21 protein-coding genes are annotated in these 20428 nt (G+C 60.5%); 17 read left to right on the forward strand and 4 right to left on the reverse strand.

Annotation, left to right across the window (positions count from 1 at the left end):
• Window positions 1–19: 19 nt before the first annotated feature.
• From WFR25_RS12595 to WFR25_RS12640, 10 genes are all read left to right on the forward strand, one after another.
• Entirely contained in the window at window positions 20–532 is a 513-nt protein-coding gene (locus WFR25_RS12595) for a VOC family protein (protein ID WP_336971317.1), read from the forward strand.
• A gap of 76 nt (window positions 533–608) precedes the next feature.
• On the forward strand, window positions 609–1304 hold the full coding sequence (locus WFR25_RS12600) for a tyrosine-protein phosphatase (protein WP_336971319.1): 696 nt from the start codon (window positions 609–611) through the stop codon (window positions 1302–1304).
• Window positions 1291–2616, forward strand: coding sequence for a DUF1214 domain-containing protein (locus WFR25_RS12605; RefSeq protein WP_336971321.1), 1326 nt, complete (start codon window positions 1291–1293; stop codon window positions 2614–2616). Before WFR25_RS12600 ends, WFR25_RS12605 begins: the two co-directional genes overlap by 14 nt.
• Window positions 2617–2629: 13 nt before the next feature.
• The gene (locus tag WFR25_RS12610; RefSeq protein WP_336971323.1) at window positions 2630–3088 is read left to right on the forward strand and encodes a nuclear transport factor 2 family protein; all 459 of its coding nucleotides are present in this window, start codon (window positions 2630–2632) and stop codon (window positions 3086–3088) included.
• A gap of 63 nt (window positions 3089–3151) precedes the next feature.
• Window positions 3152–4234: a TIGR03857 family LLM class F420-dependent oxidoreductase gene (locus tag WFR25_RS12615; RefSeq protein ID WP_336971324.1), complete on the forward strand. Its 1083-nt coding sequence runs from the start codon at window positions 3152–3154 to the stop codon at window positions 4232–4234.
• Window positions 4234–5364, forward strand: coding sequence for a phosphotransferase family protein (locus WFR25_RS12620; RefSeq protein ID WP_336971326.1), 1131 nt, complete (start codon window positions 4234–4236; stop codon window positions 5362–5364). Before WFR25_RS12615 ends, WFR25_RS12620 begins: the two co-directional genes overlap by 1 nt.
• A 118-nt stretch (window positions 5365–5482) precedes the next feature.
• Window positions 5483–6694 carry a sulfotransferase family protein gene (locus tag WFR25_RS12625; RefSeq protein ID WP_336971327.1) on the forward strand — a complete coding sequence of 404 codons (1212 nt, stop codon included), beginning with the start codon at window positions 5483–5485 and terminating at the stop codon, window positions 6692–6694.
• Window positions 6691–7467, forward strand: coding sequence for an SDR family NAD(P)-dependent oxidoreductase (locus tag WFR25_RS12630; RefSeq protein ID WP_336971329.1), 777 nt, complete (start codon window positions 6691–6693; stop codon window positions 7465–7467). The genes WFR25_RS12625 and WFR25_RS12630 overlap by 4 nt, the downstream gene beginning before the upstream one ends.
• A complete protein-coding gene (locus tag WFR25_RS12635) occupies window positions 7464–8732 on the forward strand; it encodes a hypothetical protein (protein WP_336971330.1) in 1269 nt (422 codons plus the stop codon). Before WFR25_RS12630 ends, WFR25_RS12635 begins: the two co-directional genes overlap by 4 nt.
• Window positions 8732–9268, forward strand: a complete 537-nt coding sequence (locus tag WFR25_RS12640) for a VOC family protein (RefSeq protein ID WP_336971332.1) — start codon at window positions 8732–8734, stop codon at window positions 9266–9268. Before WFR25_RS12635 ends, WFR25_RS12640 begins: the two co-directional genes overlap by 1 nt.
• Here WFR25_RS12640 and WFR25_RS12645 read toward each other — a convergent pair.
• Complete coding sequence (locus tag WFR25_RS12645; protein WP_336971333.1) at window positions 9265–9891, reverse strand: TetR/AcrR family transcriptional regulator; 627 nt, start codon at window positions 9889–9891, stop codon at window positions 9265–9267. The two genes, WFR25_RS12640 and WFR25_RS12645, sit on opposite strands and share 4 nt — an antisense overlap.
• A 64-nt stretch (window positions 9892–9955) precedes the next feature.
• Window positions 9956–10228 (reverse strand): hypothetical protein, encoded by a 273-nt coding sequence (locus WFR25_RS12650; protein ID WP_336971334.1) that lies wholly within the window; start codon window positions 10226–10228, stop codon window positions 9956–9958.
• Between the two features lie 139 nt (window positions 10229–10367).
• On the opposite strand from WFR25_RS12650, the gene WFR25_RS12655 reads away from it, so the two are divergent.
• Together WFR25_RS12655 and WFR25_RS12660 are read left to right on the forward strand one after the other, a co-directional pair.
• Window positions 10368–11723 carry a spinster family MFS transporter gene (locus WFR25_RS12655; RefSeq protein WP_336971335.1) on the forward strand — a complete coding sequence of 452 codons (1356 nt, stop codon included), beginning with the start codon at window positions 10368–10370 and terminating at the stop codon, window positions 11721–11723.
• Entirely contained in the window at window positions 11656–12009 is a 354-nt protein-coding gene (locus tag WFR25_RS12660) for an amidohydrolase family protein (protein WP_336971336.1), read from the forward strand. Before WFR25_RS12655 ends, WFR25_RS12660 begins: the two co-directional genes overlap by 68 nt.
• Window positions 12010–12013: 4 nt before the next feature.
• On the opposite strand, the gene WFR25_RS12665 is transcribed toward WFR25_RS12660, so the two are convergent.
• Window positions 12014–13072, reverse strand: coding sequence for an aldo/keto reductase (locus tag WFR25_RS12665; protein WP_336971337.1), 1059 nt, complete (start codon window positions 13070–13072; stop codon window positions 12014–12016).
• Between the two features lie 581 nt (window positions 13073–13653).
• Between WFR25_RS12665 and WFR25_RS12670 the strand changes: the two genes are divergently transcribed.
• The 5 genes from WFR25_RS12670 (at window position 13654) to WFR25_RS12690 (ending at window position 19936) form a co-directional block, all read left to right on the forward strand.
• Window positions 13654–14616: an NAD(P)-dependent oxidoreductase gene (locus WFR25_RS12670; protein WP_336974885.1), complete on the forward strand. Its 963-nt coding sequence runs from the start codon at window positions 13654–13656 to the stop codon at window positions 14614–14616.
• Entirely contained in the window at window positions 14613–15008 is a 396-nt protein-coding gene (locus WFR25_RS12675) for a carboxymuconolactone decarboxylase family protein (RefSeq protein WP_336971338.1), read from the forward strand. Before WFR25_RS12670 ends, WFR25_RS12675 begins: the two co-directional genes overlap by 4 nt.
• Window positions 15009–15604: 596 nt before the next feature.
• Window positions 15605–16483 carry an AraC family transcriptional regulator gene (locus WFR25_RS12680; protein ID WP_336974886.1) on the forward strand — a complete coding sequence of 293 codons (879 nt, stop codon included), beginning with the start codon at window positions 15605–15607 and terminating at the stop codon, window positions 16481–16483.
• A gap of 165 nt (window positions 16484–16648) precedes the next feature.
• Entirely contained in the window at window positions 16649–19042 is a 2394-nt protein-coding gene (locus WFR25_RS12685; RefSeq protein ID WP_336971340.1) for a TonB-dependent receptor, read from the forward strand.
• 93 nt (window positions 19043–19135) lie between these two features.
• Entirely contained in the window at window positions 19136–19936 is an 801-nt protein-coding gene (locus tag WFR25_RS12690; protein WP_336971341.1) for an SDR family NAD(P)-dependent oxidoreductase, read from the forward strand.
• A 36-nt stretch (window positions 19937–19972) separates the two neighbouring features.
• Here WFR25_RS12690 and WFR25_RS12695 read toward each other — a convergent pair whose 3' ends face one another.
• On the reverse strand, window positions 19973–20338 hold the full coding sequence (locus tag WFR25_RS12695; protein ID WP_336971343.1) for a hypothetical protein: 366 nt from the start codon (window positions 20336–20338) through the stop codon (window positions 19973–19975).
• Window positions 20339–20428: the final 90 nt, after the last annotated feature.

Raw genomic sequence — 20428 nt, forward strand, 5'->3', positions numbered from 1 at the left:
GCCCCTAGAGGAGAAACGCATGTTCGCCCGGCCCAACAGCCAGCATAGCCAGGTGGCTTATGTGACCAACGACCTCAACGCCGCCATGGCTGCGCTCAAGGCCGAATATGGGACGCCCGGCTTTTTCGAACTGTCGAACATCCAGCCTGGTGAAGACCCGGCAGGGCGGCCCATCCTGAAGGTCGCGCTGGCGGTCGTCGGCGGCGTGGAAATCGAACTGATCGAGCCGGTTGGGGATACCGCCTCGATGTTCAGGGAGATTTTGCCCGACGGCGATGGGCTGGCGATCCGGTTCCATCATATCGCGACGCGCATTGATGGGCCGATCGAGAATTGGGACGCGCATGTCGCCTCGCTCGACCTCACCCGGCATCCGGTGGTGTTTGAAGGGGCTGTAGGGGACATGTTGCGCTACATCTACACCGACGAGCGCGAGACGCTTGGCCATTATATCGAACATGTCTGGATGTCGTCCGAACTGCTCGCGCAGATGCGTGTCGTCGTGCCGGCCTATCCGGCGCTGGAGGGCTGAAGGCACCATGACTAAGGCATTATCTCGCCTCAACTTCCGTGACATTGGCGGATTGCCAACGAACCAAGGTGGTAGCGTGCGCTCAGGCATCCTGTTCCGTTCGGAGGGGCCCGCGAGCTTTGTCGAGGACCATCATGTCGAATTGGCGGGACTGGGGTTTCGCGCGGTCGCCGATCTGCGATCCACGCTGGAGCGGGACAAGGCGCCTCATGACTGGTGCGGCCCGGATTGCCGGATACTGAACCTTGACATGAACACTGACCTGCGCGCGCAGGGCGAGGATATGTGGATGTCGCTGGGCCGCGATCCGACCGCCAGGCGCGCGACCGAGGTGATGACGCATAATTATGGACTGATGCCCCAAGCTTTCCTGCCGCATGTATCGGTCATGGTGGATGCGCTGTTGGCAGGTGATACGCCAATGCTGGTGCATTGCACGGCGGGCAAGGACCGTACAGGCGTGGTTGTGGCGCTGTTCCTCGATTTGCTGGGCGTGCCGCGCGAGGCGATCGTCGCCGACTATGGGAAGTCCGATATTTTCGGACAGAATCTGAAGATGTCGGGCCATTTGAAAAGCGACTTGCAGGCGACGTTCGGCTTCGTGCCGCCCGACGAGATGGTCGCGGTGCTGATCGGCATCGACGAAGGCTTTCTCAGTCGTGCGCTGGAGATGGTGGCCGATCAGTGGGGCGGGATTGATGGCTATTTCGATGCCGCAGGCGTCGATGCCCGGCGGCGCGAGGATGTAAGGAATGTGCTTGTCGCGCATTAGGGACGAGCTGTCGCGACGTGAGTTGGGTGTCGGCGCCTCTGCCATGCTGGCCGGTCTGCTGTTGCCCGTCGGCGACGCCAGGGCCTTGTCCGAGAACCGATCGACTGTGGAGAACGACATGAACGATAGCGGCATTTTCGAGTGGGAAGACTTGCTCGACCAGTTACGTCCCCTGGGCCAGCAGATGCGCAATCGCATTCCCGAGCGGCTGCGGGACGACCCGCACGTCATGCAGGAATCGATGCGGCTGTTGTTGTCGGGCGTGCTGCGCACGGCGAACGATGCGATCATGCACGACCGCAGTCATCCGATATTCGTGCCCGAACTCAACATCTGCCAGAATATCTTTCAGCCCAATGCCGACACGATCTACAAGGCGGCGCTGATCGAAAAGGGCGGCACCTACCGTATCCGGGGCGACCGCGGCACAACCCGGATGATGATCCTGGCCCAGCTTGGTCCCGATACGCTACGCACGGGCCAGCATCATCCGGCGCAGGACGCTAATGATTTCGACGATCTGCAGATCGCGCAGGATGGCAGCTTCGACGTCATCCTCTCGCCGCAGCGGCCAGCCGACCATAAGGGCGATTGGTGGGAATTGAAGCCGGAAACCGAAAAGCTGATGATCCGTATCGTCGGCTGCGACTGGGGCATTGAGCGCGAACCGCGCTTCGGCATCGTTCGGCTGGATGCGGCGCAGGCTGCCAAAGGACGGCCGACCCTGGAGCAGTTGGCGCATCGTTTCGCCGAAATCCCGGCGACAGCGGCAGTGTGCGCGCTGGCCTTCCCCGACAAGGTGCAGAAGCTGCGCGATGAGGGACTTATCAATGTTCTGAAGGTGGTCGACTTTTCGCAGATGACCGGGCTGGCGCGCCAGTCCTATTATGAAGGCGCCTATGAGTTGGCCGATGACGAGGCGTTGATCACCGAGGTGAAGATCCCACGCGATGTCGGCTATTGGTCGCTGATCCTGACCAACGAATTGTACGAGACGATCGATTGGTATCACAACCAGTCCAGCCTGAACGTCGCGCAGGCCGTGGTCGATGGCGATAATGTGTTCCGCGCGGTCATTTCCGCGCGAGATCCAGGTGTGCATAACTGGCTCGACACATCGGGCTATCCCAGTGGCGCAGTGCAGGGGCGGTGGTTCAACACCGACGAACGTCCGACGCCCATGATGAAGAAAGTGAAACTGGCCGAAGTGCGCAGTCATCTGCCGGCAGAGACGGTACTCGTTACGCCCACAGAACGTATCGAGGCCATCCGCGAGCGCACTTTGCGGGCGCACACCCGTATCATCTGGTGAGGGAAAGTTGGGAATGATGAGCGACGATCTGGCAAAGCTGCTCGACCATGAGGCGATCCGCACTGTGAAGGCGCGCTATTGCCGCTTTCTCGACACCAAGGATTGGGACGGTTTCATCGGCTTGTTCACCACCGATGCGGTATTGGATGTCGAGGAGGATACAGGCCAGCCCCCTTTTATCGGGCATGATGCGATCCGCAAAACCATTATCTGGTCGGTCGATGGTGCCAAGACTGCGCATCAGATCCATATGTCGGAAATCGATTTGCGAGGCGACGAGGCGCATGTCATCACGCCCATGCAGGACCGGGTGGTCTGGTCGCCTGGCAAATCGCCGCTGCCAGGCGCTGCGTCGATCACGGGCTTTGGCCATTATCATGAACGCTATGTTCGGCAGGATGGGCAATGGAAGATTGCCTCCCTCAAACTCACGCGCCTTTATGTTGAGGTCCATCCCGCGCCTGCCCTTTGATAGGTTGCCAGTAAAGGCCAAGGCGGCAATGCCTGTGTCAGATATTTGTATGAGGACATAAGCATGACGGGATTTGAGGAGCCGGGCGCAAAGGCGCTGTTTGACAAGTTCGGCACCTATATCCTGCCGGGCCGCGTCAACGATCCGCATCGGGGTATCGAGGAGGCGAAGGAAGCCGAACGTATCGGTCTTGGCTGCGTGTGGATTTCCGAACGCTACGCGCTCAAGGAACCTGCGGTCCTTGCGGGTGCCGTGAGCGAGGCCACAAGCAAGATCCGTATCACCGGCACCATGTATGCGACGATGCGCCATCCACTCGTCACGGCCAGTGTCGCCGACATGATGCAGGCGATGAGCGGGGACCGTTTCCGCCTGATGTTCGCACGCGCTGTTCCCGCCTATATGAAGATGCTGGGTTCACCGCCGATCACCATGGAACGGCTGGCCGACCTCATCTCCATCTGTCGCCGTCTTTGGGCCGGCGAGAAGGTCGATTATGAGGGCGTGCTGGGCAAATTCCCTGCGATCAGCCTGACCGACAGGAGCGGAAGCGCTCCACCGCCGATCATCTTCACCGCCATCGGTCCCAAGTCCCTGGAGTTTGCGGGGGAACATTGCGACGGCGTGCTTTTGCACCCCTTCGTCTCGGCACAGGGCGTGAGAAATAGCACGAAGATCGTGCGCGACGCGGCGGAGAAAGCGGGGCGCGACCCGATGTCGGTGCGGATCTATCATAATATCATCGTTGCCCCCGACCTCCCCAAGGACGAGGAAGAGGCGGTAGTCGGTGGCCGCGCCATTACCTATTTCGAACTGCCGGGCTTTGGCGACCTGATCGTCGAAATCAATGGCTGGGACAAGAAGGTGCTGGACGACATTCGCGCCCATCCCAAGATCGCGGGCCTCAACGGCAAGCCCGCCGACCAGGCCTATACGAGGCAGGAACTGGTCGATGTCAGCAGGCTGATTCCGCAGCAATGGCTGGATGAGGGTGCAGCCGTTGGCACGGCCGCTCAATGCGCCGACCAGTTGATGGGTTTCCTTGATGCAGGCGCCGACGAAATCCTGCTCCATGGTTCCTCGCCCAAGGATATGGGGCCGCTGACGACGGAGTTGAAACGCGCGCTGGCGGGGAAGGGACTCTGATGGAACTGCTAACCCCGGATCGTATCACTACCCAGTTGCAGAACTGGCTCGCAAGCGAGAAGCCTGACTGGCGCAACATCACCGTGAAGCCGCTGGACGTTACGCTCGGCGCCGGCTTCTCCGCCGATATTTTCTTCGTCGATGTCGACTATGCCGATACCGTCGGACCACAGAGCCAGACGCTTGTCGTGCGTCGGCAACCGACGAATCTCGAAGTCGTGTTCGGTAGCAGTCTCGCACTGCAAGGCAAGATGATGGCGGCGCTTGATGCACGCGGCGACCTTCCCGTTCCGTCATGGATCGGGATGCATCTCGATTCCGATATTCTGGGTCTGCCATTCCTCGTGATGGGCAAGGTCGATGGCGAATGCGCCAAGCAGAAGCCCAATTATAATCTCGAAGGCTGGCTCGTCGAGATGACGCCCGACCAGCGGCACCAGAGCTTCACGAACGCCATTACGGCCTTCGCCAGCCTGGCGAAAATCAACTGGCGCGAGGGATTTGAATTTCTCGCTCAGCCCGAGAACGGCCAGCCAGGTCTGGATCAATATGTCGGCGCGCTGGAAGCGTGGCACAAGGCGGCGGGGCAGGGGCGGACCATGCCGATCGTTGATACAGCGATGGCTTATGTGCGCGCGAACATGCCCAACGATGCCAGCGTTAACGTGCTTTGGGGCGACCCGACGCCCTCCAACGTGATGTTTAGTCCAGACGGCAGCGTGAACGCTCTGATCGACTGGGAACTGGCGGCACTTGGCCCGGCGGAGCTGGATTTGGCCTGGTGGCTTTATTTTGACGATCTGTTTGGTCGCCGTTTCGGCGTCACCAGGCTGGAAGGCCTGCCGAGCAAGGACGAGACCATCGCTATCTGGGAACATGCGAGCGGGCAGAAGGCGAGGAATCTCGATTATTACGATATTGTCGCGGCGCTGCGCATGGCGCTGGTCGCGGTCGGCGCGTTCGACCGTCAGGTCGGCATCGGCAACATTCCTGCCACCAACAAGTCGCTCAACGACAATTTCATGACGCTTTATCTGGCGGAAAAACTGGGTCTGCCGTTGCCTGAATTCGGACCCGACTTTGTCGCCTTCATGAAGAACCTGACCCCCGTGGAGGAAAAGGCGGACTGACCGCCTCTGTCCTGGCGCATCATGCTTGACGAACCGTTTCAATATTAAATATACACTGTGGAATAATAAATTCTGGGAGAGAAAGCGCCATGCCTAGTCAGCATTCAGGGATGCGGCGATGAACGTAGTGGCGGGAAAGCGTCCGCCACTGGACGCTGAAGCGCTGATCGCCGAGGCGAAAGCGGCGAGCGGGCTGGGCGATTTTGGTCACGACCTTTCCTTCATGAACGGCTTTCGCAAGTTGGTGGCGGCGGTGGAGGCGATGAACCCACCGGTGCAGCTACGGGAAACGGCCCATCACAAGATTGCTGCCTTGCTCGAAACCCGTTTGCGTTATGTCGAGGATGAGAAACGTCATCCCGATATTGTGGCGCAGGATGTGGGCGATCCACTGGTGGTGTGCGGCCTGCCGCGCACCGGCACCACGATCACCTATGATCTGCTGTGCCTCGATCCTGCCGCCAGGGCGCCACGCGAGTGGGAATGGTACATGCCTTGGCCCGCGCCTGAAATAGCGACCTTCGATAGTGATCCGCGCATCGCGCAGGTGCAGGCGATCTATGAGAACTGGCTCGTCCATGCGCCGCAACTGGCAGACATCCAGCGCATGGACTGCACCCAACCGGGCGAATGCAATCATGGCATGATGCTGCATTTCGCCAGCACCAACTTTCCAGCGGAACTGGGCGTGCCGGATTTCTCCCGCTGGTTGCAGCAGACGGTGCCCGAGGGGCAATATCGTACCCACAAGCGTATGCTCCAGCAGTTCCAGTGGAAAGGGCCAAAGGGCCGCTGGACCCTGAAATCACCGCAGCATCTGTTCGACCTGCCGGGCCTGGTGGAGGCCTATCCGGGGGCGATGCTGGTGTGGACGCATCGCGATCCGGTCAAGACATTATCTTCGCTGTCCAGCATGATTTCGGGGTTCCTCGCGGCCGTGGGGGCTCCTCAGGATGACAAGGCGATCGGCCGATCCGTGTTGGATACCTGGAGCGCGGCGATGGCGCGTGCCACGGCCGCCCGCGCTGCCCATCCCGATATAGAGGCGCGGATCATCGATCTGGCCCATAGCGACATCGTTGCCGACCCCATGGGTGCCATCAAGCGCATCTATACACGTTTCGGCTTGCCCTTTACCGACGAGCATCGCGCACGGATTACGCGGTTCCTCGGCGAAAATCCCGCCGCCAGTCGTCTCGGCAAGCACAAGCACAGCCCCGAGCAATTTGCCATCGAACCCGACGAGGTGCGTGTTCGCCTCGCCGACTATTATGATCGCTACGGCCATTTCTGGGCCGCGCGTGACCTGTTTTCCAGGAGCATAGCATGAGCGTTCTCGATCGGTTTCGTCTCGACGGGCGTACCGCCATCCTGACTGGTGTCGGGCCGGGCGTGGGGGAACATGTAGCCAAGGCCTATGCCGAACTAGGCGCCAATGTCGTCATCTCCGCCCGCTCGCAGGACCGGCTCGACCGGATCGCGGCGGAGATCAATGCGGTCGGCAGCGGCAAAGCGTTGGCCGTCGCTGCCGATGCGGGGGACAAGGCGGACCTTGAACGGCTTGTGACAGCCGCGCGCGATGCTTTCGGCCCCATCCACATCATCTTCAATAATGCGGCGGCAGGCGTGGTCTATGCGGCCAACGGCGGGCTGTGGGCAAATACGGACGAGGTCTGGAAGACCGCTATGGATGTCAACGTCCTTGCGACCTGGCGCCTGGCTGAACTGACCGAGGCCGACATGATGACGCATGGCAAGGGTAGCATCATATCCGTGCAGAGTTGCGGCGGCTTCACCCCGATACCCCCTGCCGTCGCTTACGGCGTGTCGAAGGCGGCGCTGCTCTTCCTGGTCCGCGAACTCGCCAAATCGCAGGCGCCGCACACGCGGATCAACTGCCTGTGCGTTGGTTCGATGAGCCCGGACGGGCAGGAGGCCGACATTCACAAGGGCCTTGGCCTTGCTGAACGCAACGCCATCAAGCGCTTCGGTGCGGCGGACGAGGCGGTGGGCGCTGCGATCCTGCTGGCGAGCGATGCCTCCAGCTATACCACGGGGAGTACCATCTTCACCGAAGGCGGGCGAGTGGGGACCATCTCTTGATCGTCAACCCGCTCTGGACCGAGGATCAGGCGGCGGCGGAAAAGCTGGCGCTCCGCCTGATCGAGCGTCCCGACATCCGTGCCGCGCGCGAAAGCGCCCGCCGCCAGATGCTCGCCGACCCCATGTCCGATACGCTGGACGGGCGGCTGCGCCTTGACCGGGCGCTGGACCAATGGGTGCTGGGCCTCGCCATGCGTGAGGCCAACGGCGACACTGCTGATCCCAGGGTCGTGTGGAATATCAGCAATGCCCCGCGTTCCTGGTTCGGCCATGTCTATGGCGGGGCTGCGGTGGCGATCGACAATCCCGATAATTTCAACCGTGAAATCCCGATCGACGGCAGCGGCCAATATGAAATCGACATCCGCTTTTCCCACGATCCACCTCAATTCAGCATCGTGGCCGAGGTCGAGCCGGTGCACCATGCTGGCCTTGGGCGGAATCTGGGTGCTTTGACGCTTCAACAGCTATTACCGCATTGCGATGCCGATGGCTGCGTGACCGTGACCGTCGGCCCGCAAGAGGGTGGCCCTACCCATTTGCGCACCGAGCGGGACGCCCGCATCCAGGTCTATACCCGCGACAGCCAGCGGGACTGGCGGCAAGTTCCGGCAGAGGTTCGCGCCCGTCGCCTTGATCCGCCTACCGGGTGGCGACCACGCACAGAGAATGACATCGCTGCGGCGGTCGTGGCGGACCTACCTGCTTGGGTTACCTTCTGGTCGAACTTCAAGAATGATTTCCTGGGGTCGCATCAACCCAATAGCCTTGTCGGGCCGAACGGTCGCGATGGTGGCTGGGGCTATCTTGCCGGGGGCCGCTTTGCGCTTGCAGAGGGGCAGGGGCTGCTTGTCACGATCGATCCGGCCGCCAGCTATTATACCGGCATCCAGATCGCCGATCCCTGGACCATCTCACCCGATCCGATGCAACGGATGGTCAGTCTCAACAGCGCGCAGGTGACGCCCAGCAATGACGGGACGATCAGCTATGTGGTGGCCGGCATCGATCCGGGCGTCGCCAACTGGATCGACACGGCTGGTCTGGAAGCGGGCTGGGTGATGCTGCGCTGGCAAGGCGTGCCAGATGGTGCTGACGTGGGGCGCTTCATCCGTGAGGTCCGGCTGGTGAATCTAGCGCGGATCGAGCAGGAAATCGACGGCGCCATCCCGCGCATCGACATTGTAGCCCGAGGGCGGCAGTTGCGTGACAGGGCCGCGCAACATGGCTTTCGCACGGGGGCGGCCACATGGGGAGAGGCGTGATGCAGCCCAAGGGTTCGATCCTGGAACTATGTCAGGTGGTGCGCGATATGGACCGCACGCTCGATCATTGGACGCGCGTGATGGGCGCAGGACCCTTCTTCCTGTTCGATGTGCCGGTGCTGCCGGGGCAGATATATCGAGGCGCACCAGCGCAGGTCGCGATGAAAGTCGCCTTCGGCTTCTCCGGTGGCCTGCTGATCGAACTGCTCCAGCAGACCAGCGAGGGACAATCGGTCTTCACCGAAATGCTCGACGCCAATGGCGAAGGCTATCACCATGTCATGCTGCGCATCCCCTATGACGACGGGGTGGAACGCTTGTCCGGCGAGGGCTATGCCATGGCTTTCAGCGGTATGATGCCGGGAGGCGAACGCTTCGCATTGTTCGATACGCGTGCCGGCAACGGCGGCTATATCGAGTTGATGGAGCTATCGCCTGCGATGGAGGCCTCGCTGGAAGCGATGCATGCGGCGCATTGCAACTGGGACGGCGTGACCCGGCCTGTTCGCACCATGGCGGAACTCGCAAGCATCTAGGCTTTCGCTACCGTCGCCAAGATGGTGTCCAGCAGCATGTCGGTTGACCGTGCGAATGCCGCCTCCACGACGTTCCGCTGCATCGCCAGTCGCGCGTCATTCTCGTCCAGACTCTCGGCGACCACGACATTGCCGAGGATGACGACAGAAAAGATGACCAGCATCTCCTGGCTCTGCTGTTGAGTGAGGCCTGCCTGCTCGAACGCATCGAAAATGGCATGGCGGATCAGCGCTGCATTGGGCTGTGTCAGTTGGTTGGCGCTGCGCGAAAGGATGAAGACGGCCGAGCCGGGAAAATCGCGATAGGCTAATTGCACAGTGCGTGCGATGCTGCGCAGGCGGCTTTCCCAATCGGGCGCGGACAGGTCGGGCATCCGGCCGGAGAGAATTTCGTCGGTCAAAAGACCGAGCATCTCTTCCTTGTCGCGGACATGATGATAGATGAGACGGGGGGATACACCCAGCGCCTGGGCGACCGGGCGGATGTTGAGGGCGTCGAAGCCGCCACTGCGCGCCATGAGCTTGAGGGTCGCTACCAGTCGCGCGCGGTCGAGCGCGGGACCTTCGGTGCTAGGGGGGCGCCCGCGTCTTGGCGGTCGGGGGGAGGGGGCATCCATGACCATGGTCTGCACCCTAGAAGGCGCGCTGCGCCGGGTCCATGCCCGGCGCAGCGTCCGATACCAACTTTTAGAGCTTCTTGAGTTCGGCGTTCGACAGGCTGGTCGTCAGGCCCTTGTCGCCCGTGCTCAGGGTTGCCGTCGGAATGGCGATGAACTTGCCGCGATAGATCAGCCGCACCGCGCTCGTGCTGCCATCGGCCTGCGTAATGACGCGGTCGACCTTGCCGAGCTTGGTGCCTTCGGCGGAGTAGATTGCCGCGTTGCGTTCGATGGCCGGTGTTTCCGCCAGTGCGGGAGCCGCAAGGCTAAGTGCGGCGAGGGCGATGAAAAGCGTCTTCATGGTACGAATCCCCAGTGCGATGTGGCGTTGCTGTTGGCGCAACTGCATGACAGTTTCAAGAAAAAACCAATACAGATGATATTAAAAATGTTCTATCTGTTCCACGGTTGAAACTGATGTGTCGGGTGAAGGGGGAGGAATGACGTCTCAAAGTGGCTTCGGTCGGAACGAACGGTGGTTCCTCTTCCTGCTCGGCTTTATCTACATGTTCAATTTCATCGATCGTACGATTATCGCGGTGGTGGGCGAATCCATCCGCCGCGACTTGCAATTGAGCGATCTTGAACTGGGTATGCTAGGCGGCCTCGCCTTCTCGCTTTTCTATGCGGTGCTGGGGATTCCGCTCGCGCGACTCGCGGAACGCTTCAACCGCGTGCGGCTGATCGCTGCCGTTACCATCCTGTGGTCGGTCATGACGGCCCTGTGCGGCGCGGCAGGCAGCTATGTCCAGTTGCTGCTTTGCAGGATGGGCGTGGGGGTGGGTGAGGCCGGATTCACGCCTGCGCTGGTTTCCATGATCTCGGACCGGTTCGATGTCGGCCGCCGTGCCCTCGTCTTTTCGCTCATAGCCTTGGGCGTCCCCCTGGGCGGCGCCATCGCGGCAATTGCTGGAAGTGCGATCGCCCAGTCCTTTGGCTGGCGGTGGACAATGGTAGCGGTGGGTGCGCCGGGACTGGTGCTTGCCGTGATTCTTTATCTCACCATTCCCGAACCGCCGCGCGTAGACGCAGGCGATAACGCGAATACGCCGCCCTTCCGTCACGTCCTCCGCCGCCTCGGTCGATCGCCGTCCTTCCTGCACCTGACCTGTGGAAGCGGATTTGTCGGGCTGGTCGGGTTTGGAACCAACTTGTTCCTCATCCCGCTGCTCGTCCGTCGCTTCGACCTGCCGTTGTCGAAGGCCGGTCTGATATTCGCCCTTTCCTTCAGCCTGGCAACCATGGTCGGTCAGACAAGCGGCGGCCATCTGGCGAGCCGCCTGATCCGGCGCGACATCAGATGGGGGGGCTGGGCTCCGGCGATCACCGTCGGTCTCGCTTTGCCTTTCTATCTCCTGGCTCTTTGTCAATCCGACTGGCGGCTGCTGGTCGGGTTGTTGTTCGTCGCGACCGCTCTGCTCTATGCTTTCACGCCTGCCGTGATGACCGTGACCCAGACATTGGTGGAACCCCGGATGCGCGCTTCGGCGGCCGCCTTGCATGCCTTTGGACAGACGGTAGCGGGTCTGGGTATCGGGTCGGTGGCGCTAGGTTATCTTAGCGATCGGCTCGCGGCCTATAATTATATCGGCGACTATGCCGTCCAGTGCCTTGGGTCAGGAGCTGCACTGCGATCCGCCGACTGCCTGGCCGCTTCTGCGGTGGGTCTTCAACACAGCATGCTGCTATCGGGATCGGTGCTCGCAATTGCAGTAGTCAATTATCTGTGTGCGGCAAAGCATTTGCCCCGGGAAACGGCGGCGGGAGCGAAGTCCTCTGATCTTTCCCAATTATAAGGCTTTGCGCTTGCCTGGACCGCTATCTTGTTCTGACAATGCCGATTTGCTGGGACTCGCCGATCGGGGAAGAATTGCTTTGGGCGCGAGAGCCGACATCATTGTCATCGACTATGATGGGCTGACCCTACATACACCGCATGTTGTCCATGATCTGCCGGGTGGAGGGCGGCGTCTGTCCCAGCAGGCGACCAGCTATCGCGCGACTTTGGCCCAAGGCGTCGTGACGCGCCGGGACGGCGCCGCCACTGGCGCGCGCCCCGGTCGCTTGATCCGCGCCGCCTGAAGGATCAGGCGGATCGTGGCAGGATCGTCGTCCCTCCGGTAAGCCCATGCTGGATAAACGGCGATTTCAGGAATTCATGCGGGAAGCCGAGGTCGAACTGGCTTGCAGCCTCCAGTCGCGCTAGATGTGCAGGCTCCAGTGTAACGCCCAGCGCGGCGACATTGTCCTCATATTGCCGCATCGTCCGTGCGCCGACTAACGGGGAGACTACCGCCGGGTTGACCAGTGTCCACGCGATCGCCACCTGCGCCGACGTTGCGCCGATCTCGTCGGCCACCACTTTCACTGTGTCGGCGATGGTGGTCACGCGCGCATTGACCCGGCCGCCCGCTGTCAACATCGCGCCACGCCCGCCCTCTTCGCCTGCCGCAGCCTGTGCGCCGGTCGCATATTTACCCGATAACATGCCGCTGGCGAGGGGCGACCAGGGCATCACGCCGATGCCCAGCGCCTTGGCCGCGGGTATCAGGTCACGTTCGGCAGTGCGTTGAACCAGATTATACTCCGCCTGCAGCGCCGCTAACTGGGTCCAGCCGCGCAGTTCCGCCATCACCTGTAACCGCGCCATTTGCCAAGCCGGGGTGTCGGAGATGCCCAGGTACAGGATTTTGCCCTGCGTCACGAGATCGTCGAAGGCGCGCAATATCTCGTCCGCCGGCGTCGTGTCGTCCCAGACATGCAGGAAGAACAGGTCGATCCTATCGGTGCGCAACCTCTTGAGGCTGGTCTCGACCGTCTGTACCATCGTGCGTCGACTGTTCCCCGCCCCATTGGGATCGCCGATCTTGCGCGTTAGCGAATATTTTGTCGACAGGACGAGTCGTTCACGCTTCGTCTTGGCGAACTTGCCGGTCAGCTCCTCCGAGATGCCATCGGCATAATAGCCTGCCGTATCGACGAAATTGCCGCCCTGATCGACATAAGCGTCAAAGATGCGGCGCGATTCCTTTTCATCCGCGCCCCATTCCTCGCCAAAGGTCATGGTGCCAAGCGCCAGCGGCGATGCACGCAGACCTGATCGGCCAAGCAAGCGATAGGTCTCAAGGGAAAGGGGATTGTTCATCTTTTTTCCTAATTTTCCGGCGATTCGGTAATAACTCAATGCATCATCCGATGCACCGGCCAGCCCCCGTCGTGCGGCAGGCCGCATACCTTGCCGAAGTTGATATTTCCGAGGCCGACGATCCGTTTAGTTCCAGCACCGGGCCGTGCATCGCATAGGCTGGCAATGCCGTAGGCGGATAACGCTGATCGATTGGGCTGCGACAGTGACATGCTGCCAAGGAGTCGGCCAGCCTGTCGACTGCGACCACATTGACGCGCTTACCGGCCGGGATTGAAGGATCGCTCGACTGGATCATCATTCCGCGCCCGTCGGGCCGCCAAACAGTCGGTAGATTGACTCCAGATTGCCGAGCATTTCCAGCTCGTCCAACAGAATGTGCGGTCGGACCGGCCGGGGCTGGTACGGTATCGGCCGGGTTGCGGTCGCGCTAGGCGTGTTACTGCTTTATCGATAGTGCAAAACTATTCTCGACAGGCCGAACGATGACGCATCGATGCGGGCCGTCAATCAAGAGTATGCACTATCTTCTCCACGCATAGGCGCCATTGGCGTGAAAAGCATCGTGGAGGTCAGAAAAGCTGTCGGCATTCGGCCACGCCTTCAACCGCAGGATGACGCCGGGGGCGCGGCTATGCCAGGCTAGCATCACAGTGATACAGGACCGCAAAGAAGCGGCGGAAAGGATAGTGAGGATGGGAAAAGCAGGCGTTATAGGATTGGGACAGATTGGCGCGGGCGTCGCCATCTGTCTGGCGCGGAGCAACCAGTTGGCAGCGGTCTATGACATTCGTCCAGATGCGGCGGACACGCTGGAGGGCGTGCCGGCGGTGGTCGCCAGTCCCGCGGAATTGGCGCGACAGGCCGATGTCGTCATCATCGCCGTGGTTAATGCCAAGCAGACGATCGAGGTATTGTCGGGACCGGACGGGGTCCTGTCGCAGGCGCGACCGGGGCTGAGCGTGGTTCTGGTCGCTACCGTCTCGATCGAGGATCTGAATGGCATCCGGGCACTGACGGACAAGGCGGGCGTAGATCTGGTCGATTGCGGCGTGACCGGTGGTCCCAAGTCGCGTGAACATGGTCTTGTTTGTCTGGTCGGTGGCGCGGATGAAACCATCGCGAATGTGCGTCCGGTGCTGGACGGCTTTGCCAAGTTAGTCGCGCACATGGGCGGTCCCGGTGCCGGCATGGCCGCGAAGATCGCCCGTAACGTCATTGTCTTTGGCGGGCTTCGTGCCGGTTATGAAGCTGCGATACTGTGCCGTAATGCCGGTGTCGATATTCGCCAGCTGGGCGAGGTCATCGACGCCAGTTCCGACAGTGTGGGCGGTCCGCTGATGCTCGCGATGCGCGACGATCCAGCGTCGAGCGATCAGGAAGCGGCCCTTCGTGAATATACCCGTGCGCTGATGATCAAGGATCTCGATGCGGCCATCGATCTTGCGCGCAGTTACGGCATTACGCTGCCATTGGTTGAGCTGACCCGCCGGACGGATCAAGCCGTCGTCGGCCTGGCGGATGTGATGGGAGAAAAGGCATGAGCATCGACGAAGCACAGTGGCAGAAGGGCCTGGAGATATTCGACAAGGTTTACGGACCCGGGTCGTCTGAAATGACCCGGCCGTTTCGCGACTCCTCCTTCAACCAGGAAATTGTCGGAAATCAGTTCGCGAATCTTTGGGCAAGCGATGTGCTGACCATGCGCGAAAAGCGCTTGCTGGTGCTGGGCGCTACCGCGATGCTCGGCCGGCCCGATCTCGTGGAAATCCAGATGAACGGCGCGCTCATCAACGGCGAATTCACCGATGAAGAGCTGGATTTTCTCCCTCTCTTTGTACTGTTCTATGCAGGGGCGGGCAACACGACTGCGCTGTTCCGGGGCATCGAAGCTGCCAAGGCACGTCGCCAGGCGCGATCCGAGGCCGCCGAATGAAGCGCTACGCATGAGTGAAGGGCGGCCTGGTCGAGAGGCATCGGGCCGTCCTTTTTGTTAGGCTGTGCGTTTTGGCGTTGGCGCGCCAGATCGCCCGCGAGGCCAGTCACAACATCACGCTACTGGCAATGGTAAACAGCATTGCCGTGCCAATGCCCCAAGCGACGCCTTCAACGCCCCCCGCCATAACCGCTGACGGGACGGTGCCGATCAGATAGATCTCCGCTCCTGCGCCTCTCAGGTGCCATGACATGCCTGCGCCAGCGTCAATATGCCCAGCACCTACTGGGAATAGCGCCCCGTAAGGGCGTATACGCCATCAAGGGCTCTCATGATGAGGGGCGCGACCATATCTGATGGATAGGCATCGCGGGCCTCTCCCATTTCTGTTGATGCTGCTGCCTGGACGCCTGGGGGGCACGCTATATCGGTGTGCAATGCCGCCACTCGTCCAGATTGTGCCGAGCAGGGGCCGCTGGCGGGGAGGCGGTCGAACGTGCTCAGGCGTCTTGACTACCTACCCAAAGATAGAGGTAGATGCGAGGGATGCGTCTATCTTGGGGGCATAGACAAAATAGAAGCAGGCAGAGGTGGCAATGTTTCGTCCGGAGAGCGATTGGACCGGCCAGGATAGGTTCGGGGTAAACGACTTCTATATCGAAGCGATGGCGACTATGCGCGATGCTCACGTCGATGTGCGCCATTTCAACTGGGTATTGCCATGCAGCGGTGTTTTTAGCCCGGCAAAACATTATCTTGACTATTCGCTCGATAGTCAGCCGCGTCGCAGCTTGGTCAGCATGGGGCGGCCGGATCGGCGCGCCGCTTCTGGCGACATTCTCTACATGCCGCCGCATCGCCAATATGTCGGCGAACCTGCTCTTCAGGAACGACATCTGGTCTGCGTGGCGCTGGGCGATGATTTTCTGGAAGAGTTGTTCGACGGTCGACGCCCGCTCCAGGGGCTGGCCCCTTGCGCGGATGTTCAGAATATTACGATGCGCCGCATTTTTGAAGGACTTGCAGCTGAATTGCGGTCGCCGGGATTTGCCAGCCAGACGCTGATCGAGTCCATGCTCATGGGCTTGGCAGTTGAACTTGTCCGGCACATGGGTCCGCAGGACGTGGGTGGCGTCGCGTCGCGTTGCGGGCGGCAGGTGCGTCATGTCATCGACTATGTAATGGACAACCTGTCTGGGTCGCTCGGAGTTGCCGATATCGCACGCGGCTGCAACATGAGTGTGCGCCATGTCGCCCGCGTTTTCAAGGAAGGAACCGGCGTCAGTTTGGGTGAATTCGTTGCGCGCAGCCGCATCGCGCTCGCCAAGGAATTGCTAAGGGGTGATGGCGCCCGGATCAAGGAAATCAGCTGGCGGTGCGGTTTCAGCAGCACTTCCGCTTTTTCTGCGGCCTTTCGTGTGGCGACAGGCCAGACACCCAAGGACTTCCGCTGTCAGCTTCCGCAAGTCCACTGAGTGGACGAGAACGAAAATAATATCGAGTAGCGGCCAAAACCTGTCGTCGCACAGTCAATTAAGGCCTGTTCACTATGGTATGGCAAATCCATGCGCTAATCTAAATTCGCGTTAACGTGCCGAAAACGGCACAAGAGCCAAGATAAAATGATGTGGGAGGGTAGAATGATCAAGGCTGTTACTTTGGGGACGGTCGCTACGGGCGCGCTGATAGCCGCGATGGCTCAGCCGGTCTATGCGCAGCAGCCGCAATCGGGCGGTGTCGAAGGCCTTCAGGACATCGTCGTTACTGCGCGGCGCACGGAGGAAAGTCTTCAGACTACGCCGATCGCCGTTACCGCGCTTAGCCCCGAAGCGCTGACGACGGCGAAGGTTGAAAATGTCGCCGATCTCCAGCGCAGCGCACCGGGTCTCGTCATCGGTCGCGGTTCGGCCGGCGGCGACGGTATCGTCTTCGTGGCCATTCGCGGACAGGGCAATCTCCAGCCGATCCTGGCCAACGATCCCGCCGTCGCCACCTATATCGACGGCATCTATATTCCCCGCCCCTCCACCGGCATGACCGACCTCCAGGACGTGCAACGCCTGGAAGTGTTACGCGGGCCGCAGGGCACCCTGTTCGGCCGGAACACGACCGGCGGCGCTATCAATATCATCACGAACGACCCGGATGACCAGTTGAGCGGTACTTTCAAGGCCGAATATGGCAATTATGACAATCTTGGAGCGCAGGCCAATGTCAATGTCCCGCTCGCGGATGGCCTCGCGATCCGCTTGAGTGGCGCGATCAATGATCGCGAAGGCTATGGCAACAATCCACTGAACAACCGCGATTTTTCGGACAACAACAGCAAGTTCCTGCGCGGCAAGCTCAAATATGAAGGTGATGGCTGGGATATCACCCTGTCGGGAGACTGGAACCGTCAGACCAACCATGGTCAGCAGATCGCGCTTTGGAACTTCAATCCTGCGATTGTCCCTGCGGCCTTCCAGCCGGGGCTGACCGCAGGCCTGCTGACCAAGGCAAACTGGTGGGAGAATATGGCAACCGGCACGTCGATCGCCGCCGGCATCGGTGCACTTACCCCGGAAGCGCAGGCACTTTACGGTGTGAAGCCCTTTAATACGCTGGAGGTCTATGGCTTTTCCGGCACGGTCAATGTCGATCTGGGCGGCTTGAAGCTCAAGTCCATCACCGGATATCGCCACTCGATGAACTATGGCCTTAGCGACACGGACGGCACTGCCGTCCCGCTGCTGGGCACATTTGCCGGGTCAGGTTCCTATTATGTCTCACAGGAGCTCCAGCTTTCGGGCGACATCACCGACAGCCTCAGCTTCATCACCGGCGCCTATGCGGGCAAGGAAAGCGGATATGAATTCAGCCGTTCGCAAATCTTCGGCGGCCTTATTCGCGATTCCAACGCAGACGTCACCAACAAGACCTTTGGCCTGTTCGCCCAGGCTTATTATGAATTGACCCCGACCCTGCGCGCGGTGGGCGGTTTCCGCTATACCTGGGATACGCGCAACAGCGTGCTACATAATGCGCAGGTGCTGGGCCTGCCCTATAATGTGAGCGTTGCAGGAACGCCGACTGGCATCAACTGCACCGTCACACCGACGGAACCAGTGACGGCCACGACCTGCAACCAGATACAGAATGCCAAGTTCAACTATCCCGCCTGGAACCTGGGTGTCGATTGGCAGGCGAGCGACAATATCTTCCTCTATCTCGCGACGCGCGGCGCGGCCAAGGCAGGGGGATGGAACTTGCGGGCAGGGGGGCTTCCGGCCTTCTCGCCAGAGAAGGTGAAGGATGTCGAAGCGGGTCTGAAGATCGATCTCTTTGATCGCCGCCTGCGCTTCAATACGGCCGTCTTCCATACCTGGAAGGATGACAATCAGGCGATCGTCAACAGTTTCGTCACGGGCATTGGCGTCACCCAATATATCCAGAACAACGGCAAGGTCCGCATCTGGGGCATGGAAAATGAAATCACCGCCGTACCGTGGGATGGGATGACGGTCAGCGTCAACGGCTCGATCCAGAATGGCAAATATGTGAAGGGTAGTTTCAGCGAGACCCAGGTGATTGCTGGCAGCGGCTGCACGAACAGCGCTGGCGTGGTCAATGGCTGCGTTGTTGATCTTAGTGGTTTGCCGCTGCTCCAATTGCCCAAGAAGCAGCTCAATATCAGTGCCACGCAGAAAATTCCGCTGGGGATGGGTACGCTCGCTGTCACCGGCGCCTACTCCTATGTTGGCGCCCAGCATTTCGATGCAGTGAAGGCAGCGGATCAGGCTCCGATCGCGACCAAGGCCGCCTATGATGTCGAAAACCGCCTGGGCCGCGTGCCCGGCTATGGCATTTTCAATGGCCGTATCGCTTTCCAGCTTGAAAATCCCAATGTCGAAATTGCAGTCTACGGCCGCAATATCACGAACAAGAAATATCTGCTGCGGCGTTTCCCCGACCTTTACCGGACCTTGGGTGTCACGGCGGCCTATGTCGGCCAGCCGGCAACCTATGGCGTGGAAACGACATTCAAATTCTGATCGGTCCTTGGCTGATCGGATAAAGGGGGCGACGGGGGAGGGCATGGTTAGAACCGCCTTCTCCCCAAGCCCATAAGTGGAGAATTGCAAAACATGAAGCGGCTGGAAAACAGGGTTGCCATCGTCACGGGCGGCGGCGGCGGTATCGGTTCCGCAGTGGCGCAGCGTTTCGTCGCGGAAGGTGCGCGCGTCGTGATCGCCGACCTGTTCGAGGATGCTGCTGCCCGCGCCGCAGACCCGCTGGGCGACCTAGCGTTGGCTGTCCAGTTCGACGCGGCCGACCCGCAGTCAGTAAAGGCGATGGTCGAACGCACGGTCGAGCATTTTGGCCGGCTGGACATATTGCACAATAATGCGGCGATGACCGATCCTGTCAAAAGCCCGCAGGACACGACCGCCATCGACATTCCGATCGCCATCTGGCGGGAAATTCTGGACGTCAATCTCACCGGTTATCTGCTTGGGTGCAAATATGCGATCCCGCATATGATCACAGGCGGTGGCGGATCAATCATCAACACCGCATCCAATTCGGGCAGCGCAGGCGATTTGGCCCGCATTGCCTATGGGTCGTCAAAGGCAGGGATCATCGGCCTCACCAAATATATCGCCACCCAACATGGCCGACAGAATATACGCTGCAACAGCATCGCGCCGGGCGTCGTCCTGACCGAAGCGTTGGAAAAAACGGTGCCGGGTCTGAAGGAAATCATCCAGCGCCATATTCTGACGCCCGAATTCGGTACGCCCGACGACATAGCGGCACTGGTCGCTTTTCTCGCGTCGGATGAGGCGCGCTACATTACGGGAGAGAATATCTCCATTTCCGGCGGCGGCCTCGTCCATCAGCCTCACTATGCCGATCTGCTCGCCTTCATGCAGGCGCAGGACTGAACCATGTCCCTTGCCTGCACTTCGAGCCGGGGAAGATCAATGCGCCGTGCGGTGGAAGTAGCGGATCGTCAGCCGTCCGTCAGTGACCTTGTAAATCTCCAGGCTTGGCAGCGTCACGATCCCATCCTGGGTCTTCAGGTGATTGGCAACATAGGCTGCGCCTTCCGATCCATTGACGATCACCTCCAGCGGTTCGGTCGTGCACTTTCCGCCATATTTGACCCACATCTCTTCCATCGCCTTGGCCCCGTCGACGGTCGGCGCGCCGACATATTCGATAGTAAAGCCTTTTGGTCCCAAGGACCGGAACAACTGGTCGAGATCGTCGCGCTTTCCCTCGTTCCACAGCCGGTAATTGTCCCGGATCGCCCGTTCCAGATCCAGCGTCACTGGCTCGCTCATGTCCATCGTCTCCTGCCGTCGCGGGTTATCCGCTTGGCCACCAGTTTCGATCGGACGGTCAAGGCCGCACCTGTCATTGGCAAGGGTAGG

It is taken from the genome of Sphingobium aromaticiconvertens (assembly GCF_037154075.1).
Taxonomy (GTDB): Bacteria; Pseudomonadota; Alphaproteobacteria; order Sphingomonadales; family Sphingomonadaceae; genus Sphingobium; species Sphingobium aromaticiconvertens.

Excerpts from the sequence above, each read along its gene's own strand:
- WFR25_RS12595 (WP_336971317.1), top strand. The coding sequence starts at position 20 with ATGTTCGCCCGGCCCAACAGCCAGCATAGCCAGGTGGCTTATGTGACC.
- WFR25_RS12610 (WP_336971323.1), top strand. The coding sequence starts at position 2,630 with ATGATGAGCGACGATCTGGCAAAGCTGCTCGACCATGAGGCGATCCGC.
- WFR25_RS12615 (WP_336971324.1), top strand. The coding sequence starts at position 3,152 with ATGACGGGATTTGAGGAGCCGGGCGCAAAGGCGCTGTTTGACAAGTTC.
- WFR25_RS12620 (WP_336971326.1), top strand. The coding sequence starts at position 4,234 with ATGGAACTGCTAACCCCGGATCGTATCACTACCCAGTTGCAGAACTGG.
- WFR25_RS12625 (WP_336971327.1), top strand. The coding sequence starts at position 5,483 with ATGAACGTAGTGGCGGGAAAGCGTCCGCCACTGGACGCTGAAGCGCTG.
- WFR25_RS12630 (WP_336971329.1), top strand. The coding sequence starts at position 6,691 with ATGAGCGTTCTCGATCGGTTTCGTCTCGACGGGCGTACCGCCATCCTG.
- WFR25_RS12640 (WP_336971332.1), top strand. The coding sequence starts at position 8,732 with ATGCAGCCCAAGGGTTCGATCCTGGAACTATGTCAGGTGGTGCGCGAT.
- WFR25_RS12645 (WP_336971333.1), bottom strand. The coding sequence starts at position 9,891 with ATGGTCATGGATGCCCCCTCCCCCCGACCGCCAAGACGCGGGCGCCCC.
- WFR25_RS12650 (WP_336971334.1), bottom strand. The coding sequence starts at position 10,228 with ATGAAGACGCTTTTCATCGCCCTCGCCGCACTTAGCCTTGCGGCTCCC.
- WFR25_RS12655 (WP_336971335.1), top strand. The coding sequence starts at position 10,368 with ATGACGTCTCAAAGTGGCTTCGGTCGGAACGAACGGTGGTTCCTCTTC.
- WFR25_RS12665 (WP_336971337.1), bottom strand. The coding sequence starts at position 13,072 with ATGAACAATCCCCTTTCCCTTGAGACCTATCGCTTGCTTGGCCGATCA.
- WFR25_RS12675 (WP_336971338.1), top strand. The coding sequence starts at position 14,613 with ATGAGCATCGACGAAGCACAGTGGCAGAAGGGCCTGGAGATATTCGAC.
- WFR25_RS12680 (WP_336974886.1), top strand. The coding sequence starts at position 15,605 with ATGTTTCGTCCGGAGAGCGATTGGACCGGCCAGGATAGGTTCGGGGTA.
- WFR25_RS12685 (WP_336971340.1), top strand. The coding sequence starts at position 16,649 with ATGATCAAGGCTGTTACTTTGGGGACGGTCGCTACGGGCGCGCTGATA.
- WFR25_RS12690 (WP_336971341.1), top strand. The coding sequence starts at position 19,136 with ATGAAGCGGCTGGAAAACAGGGTTGCCATCGTCACGGGCGGCGGCGGC.
- WFR25_RS12695 (WP_336971343.1), bottom strand. The coding sequence starts at position 20,338 with ATGAGCGAGCCAGTGACGCTGGATCTGGAACGGGCGATCCGGGACAAT.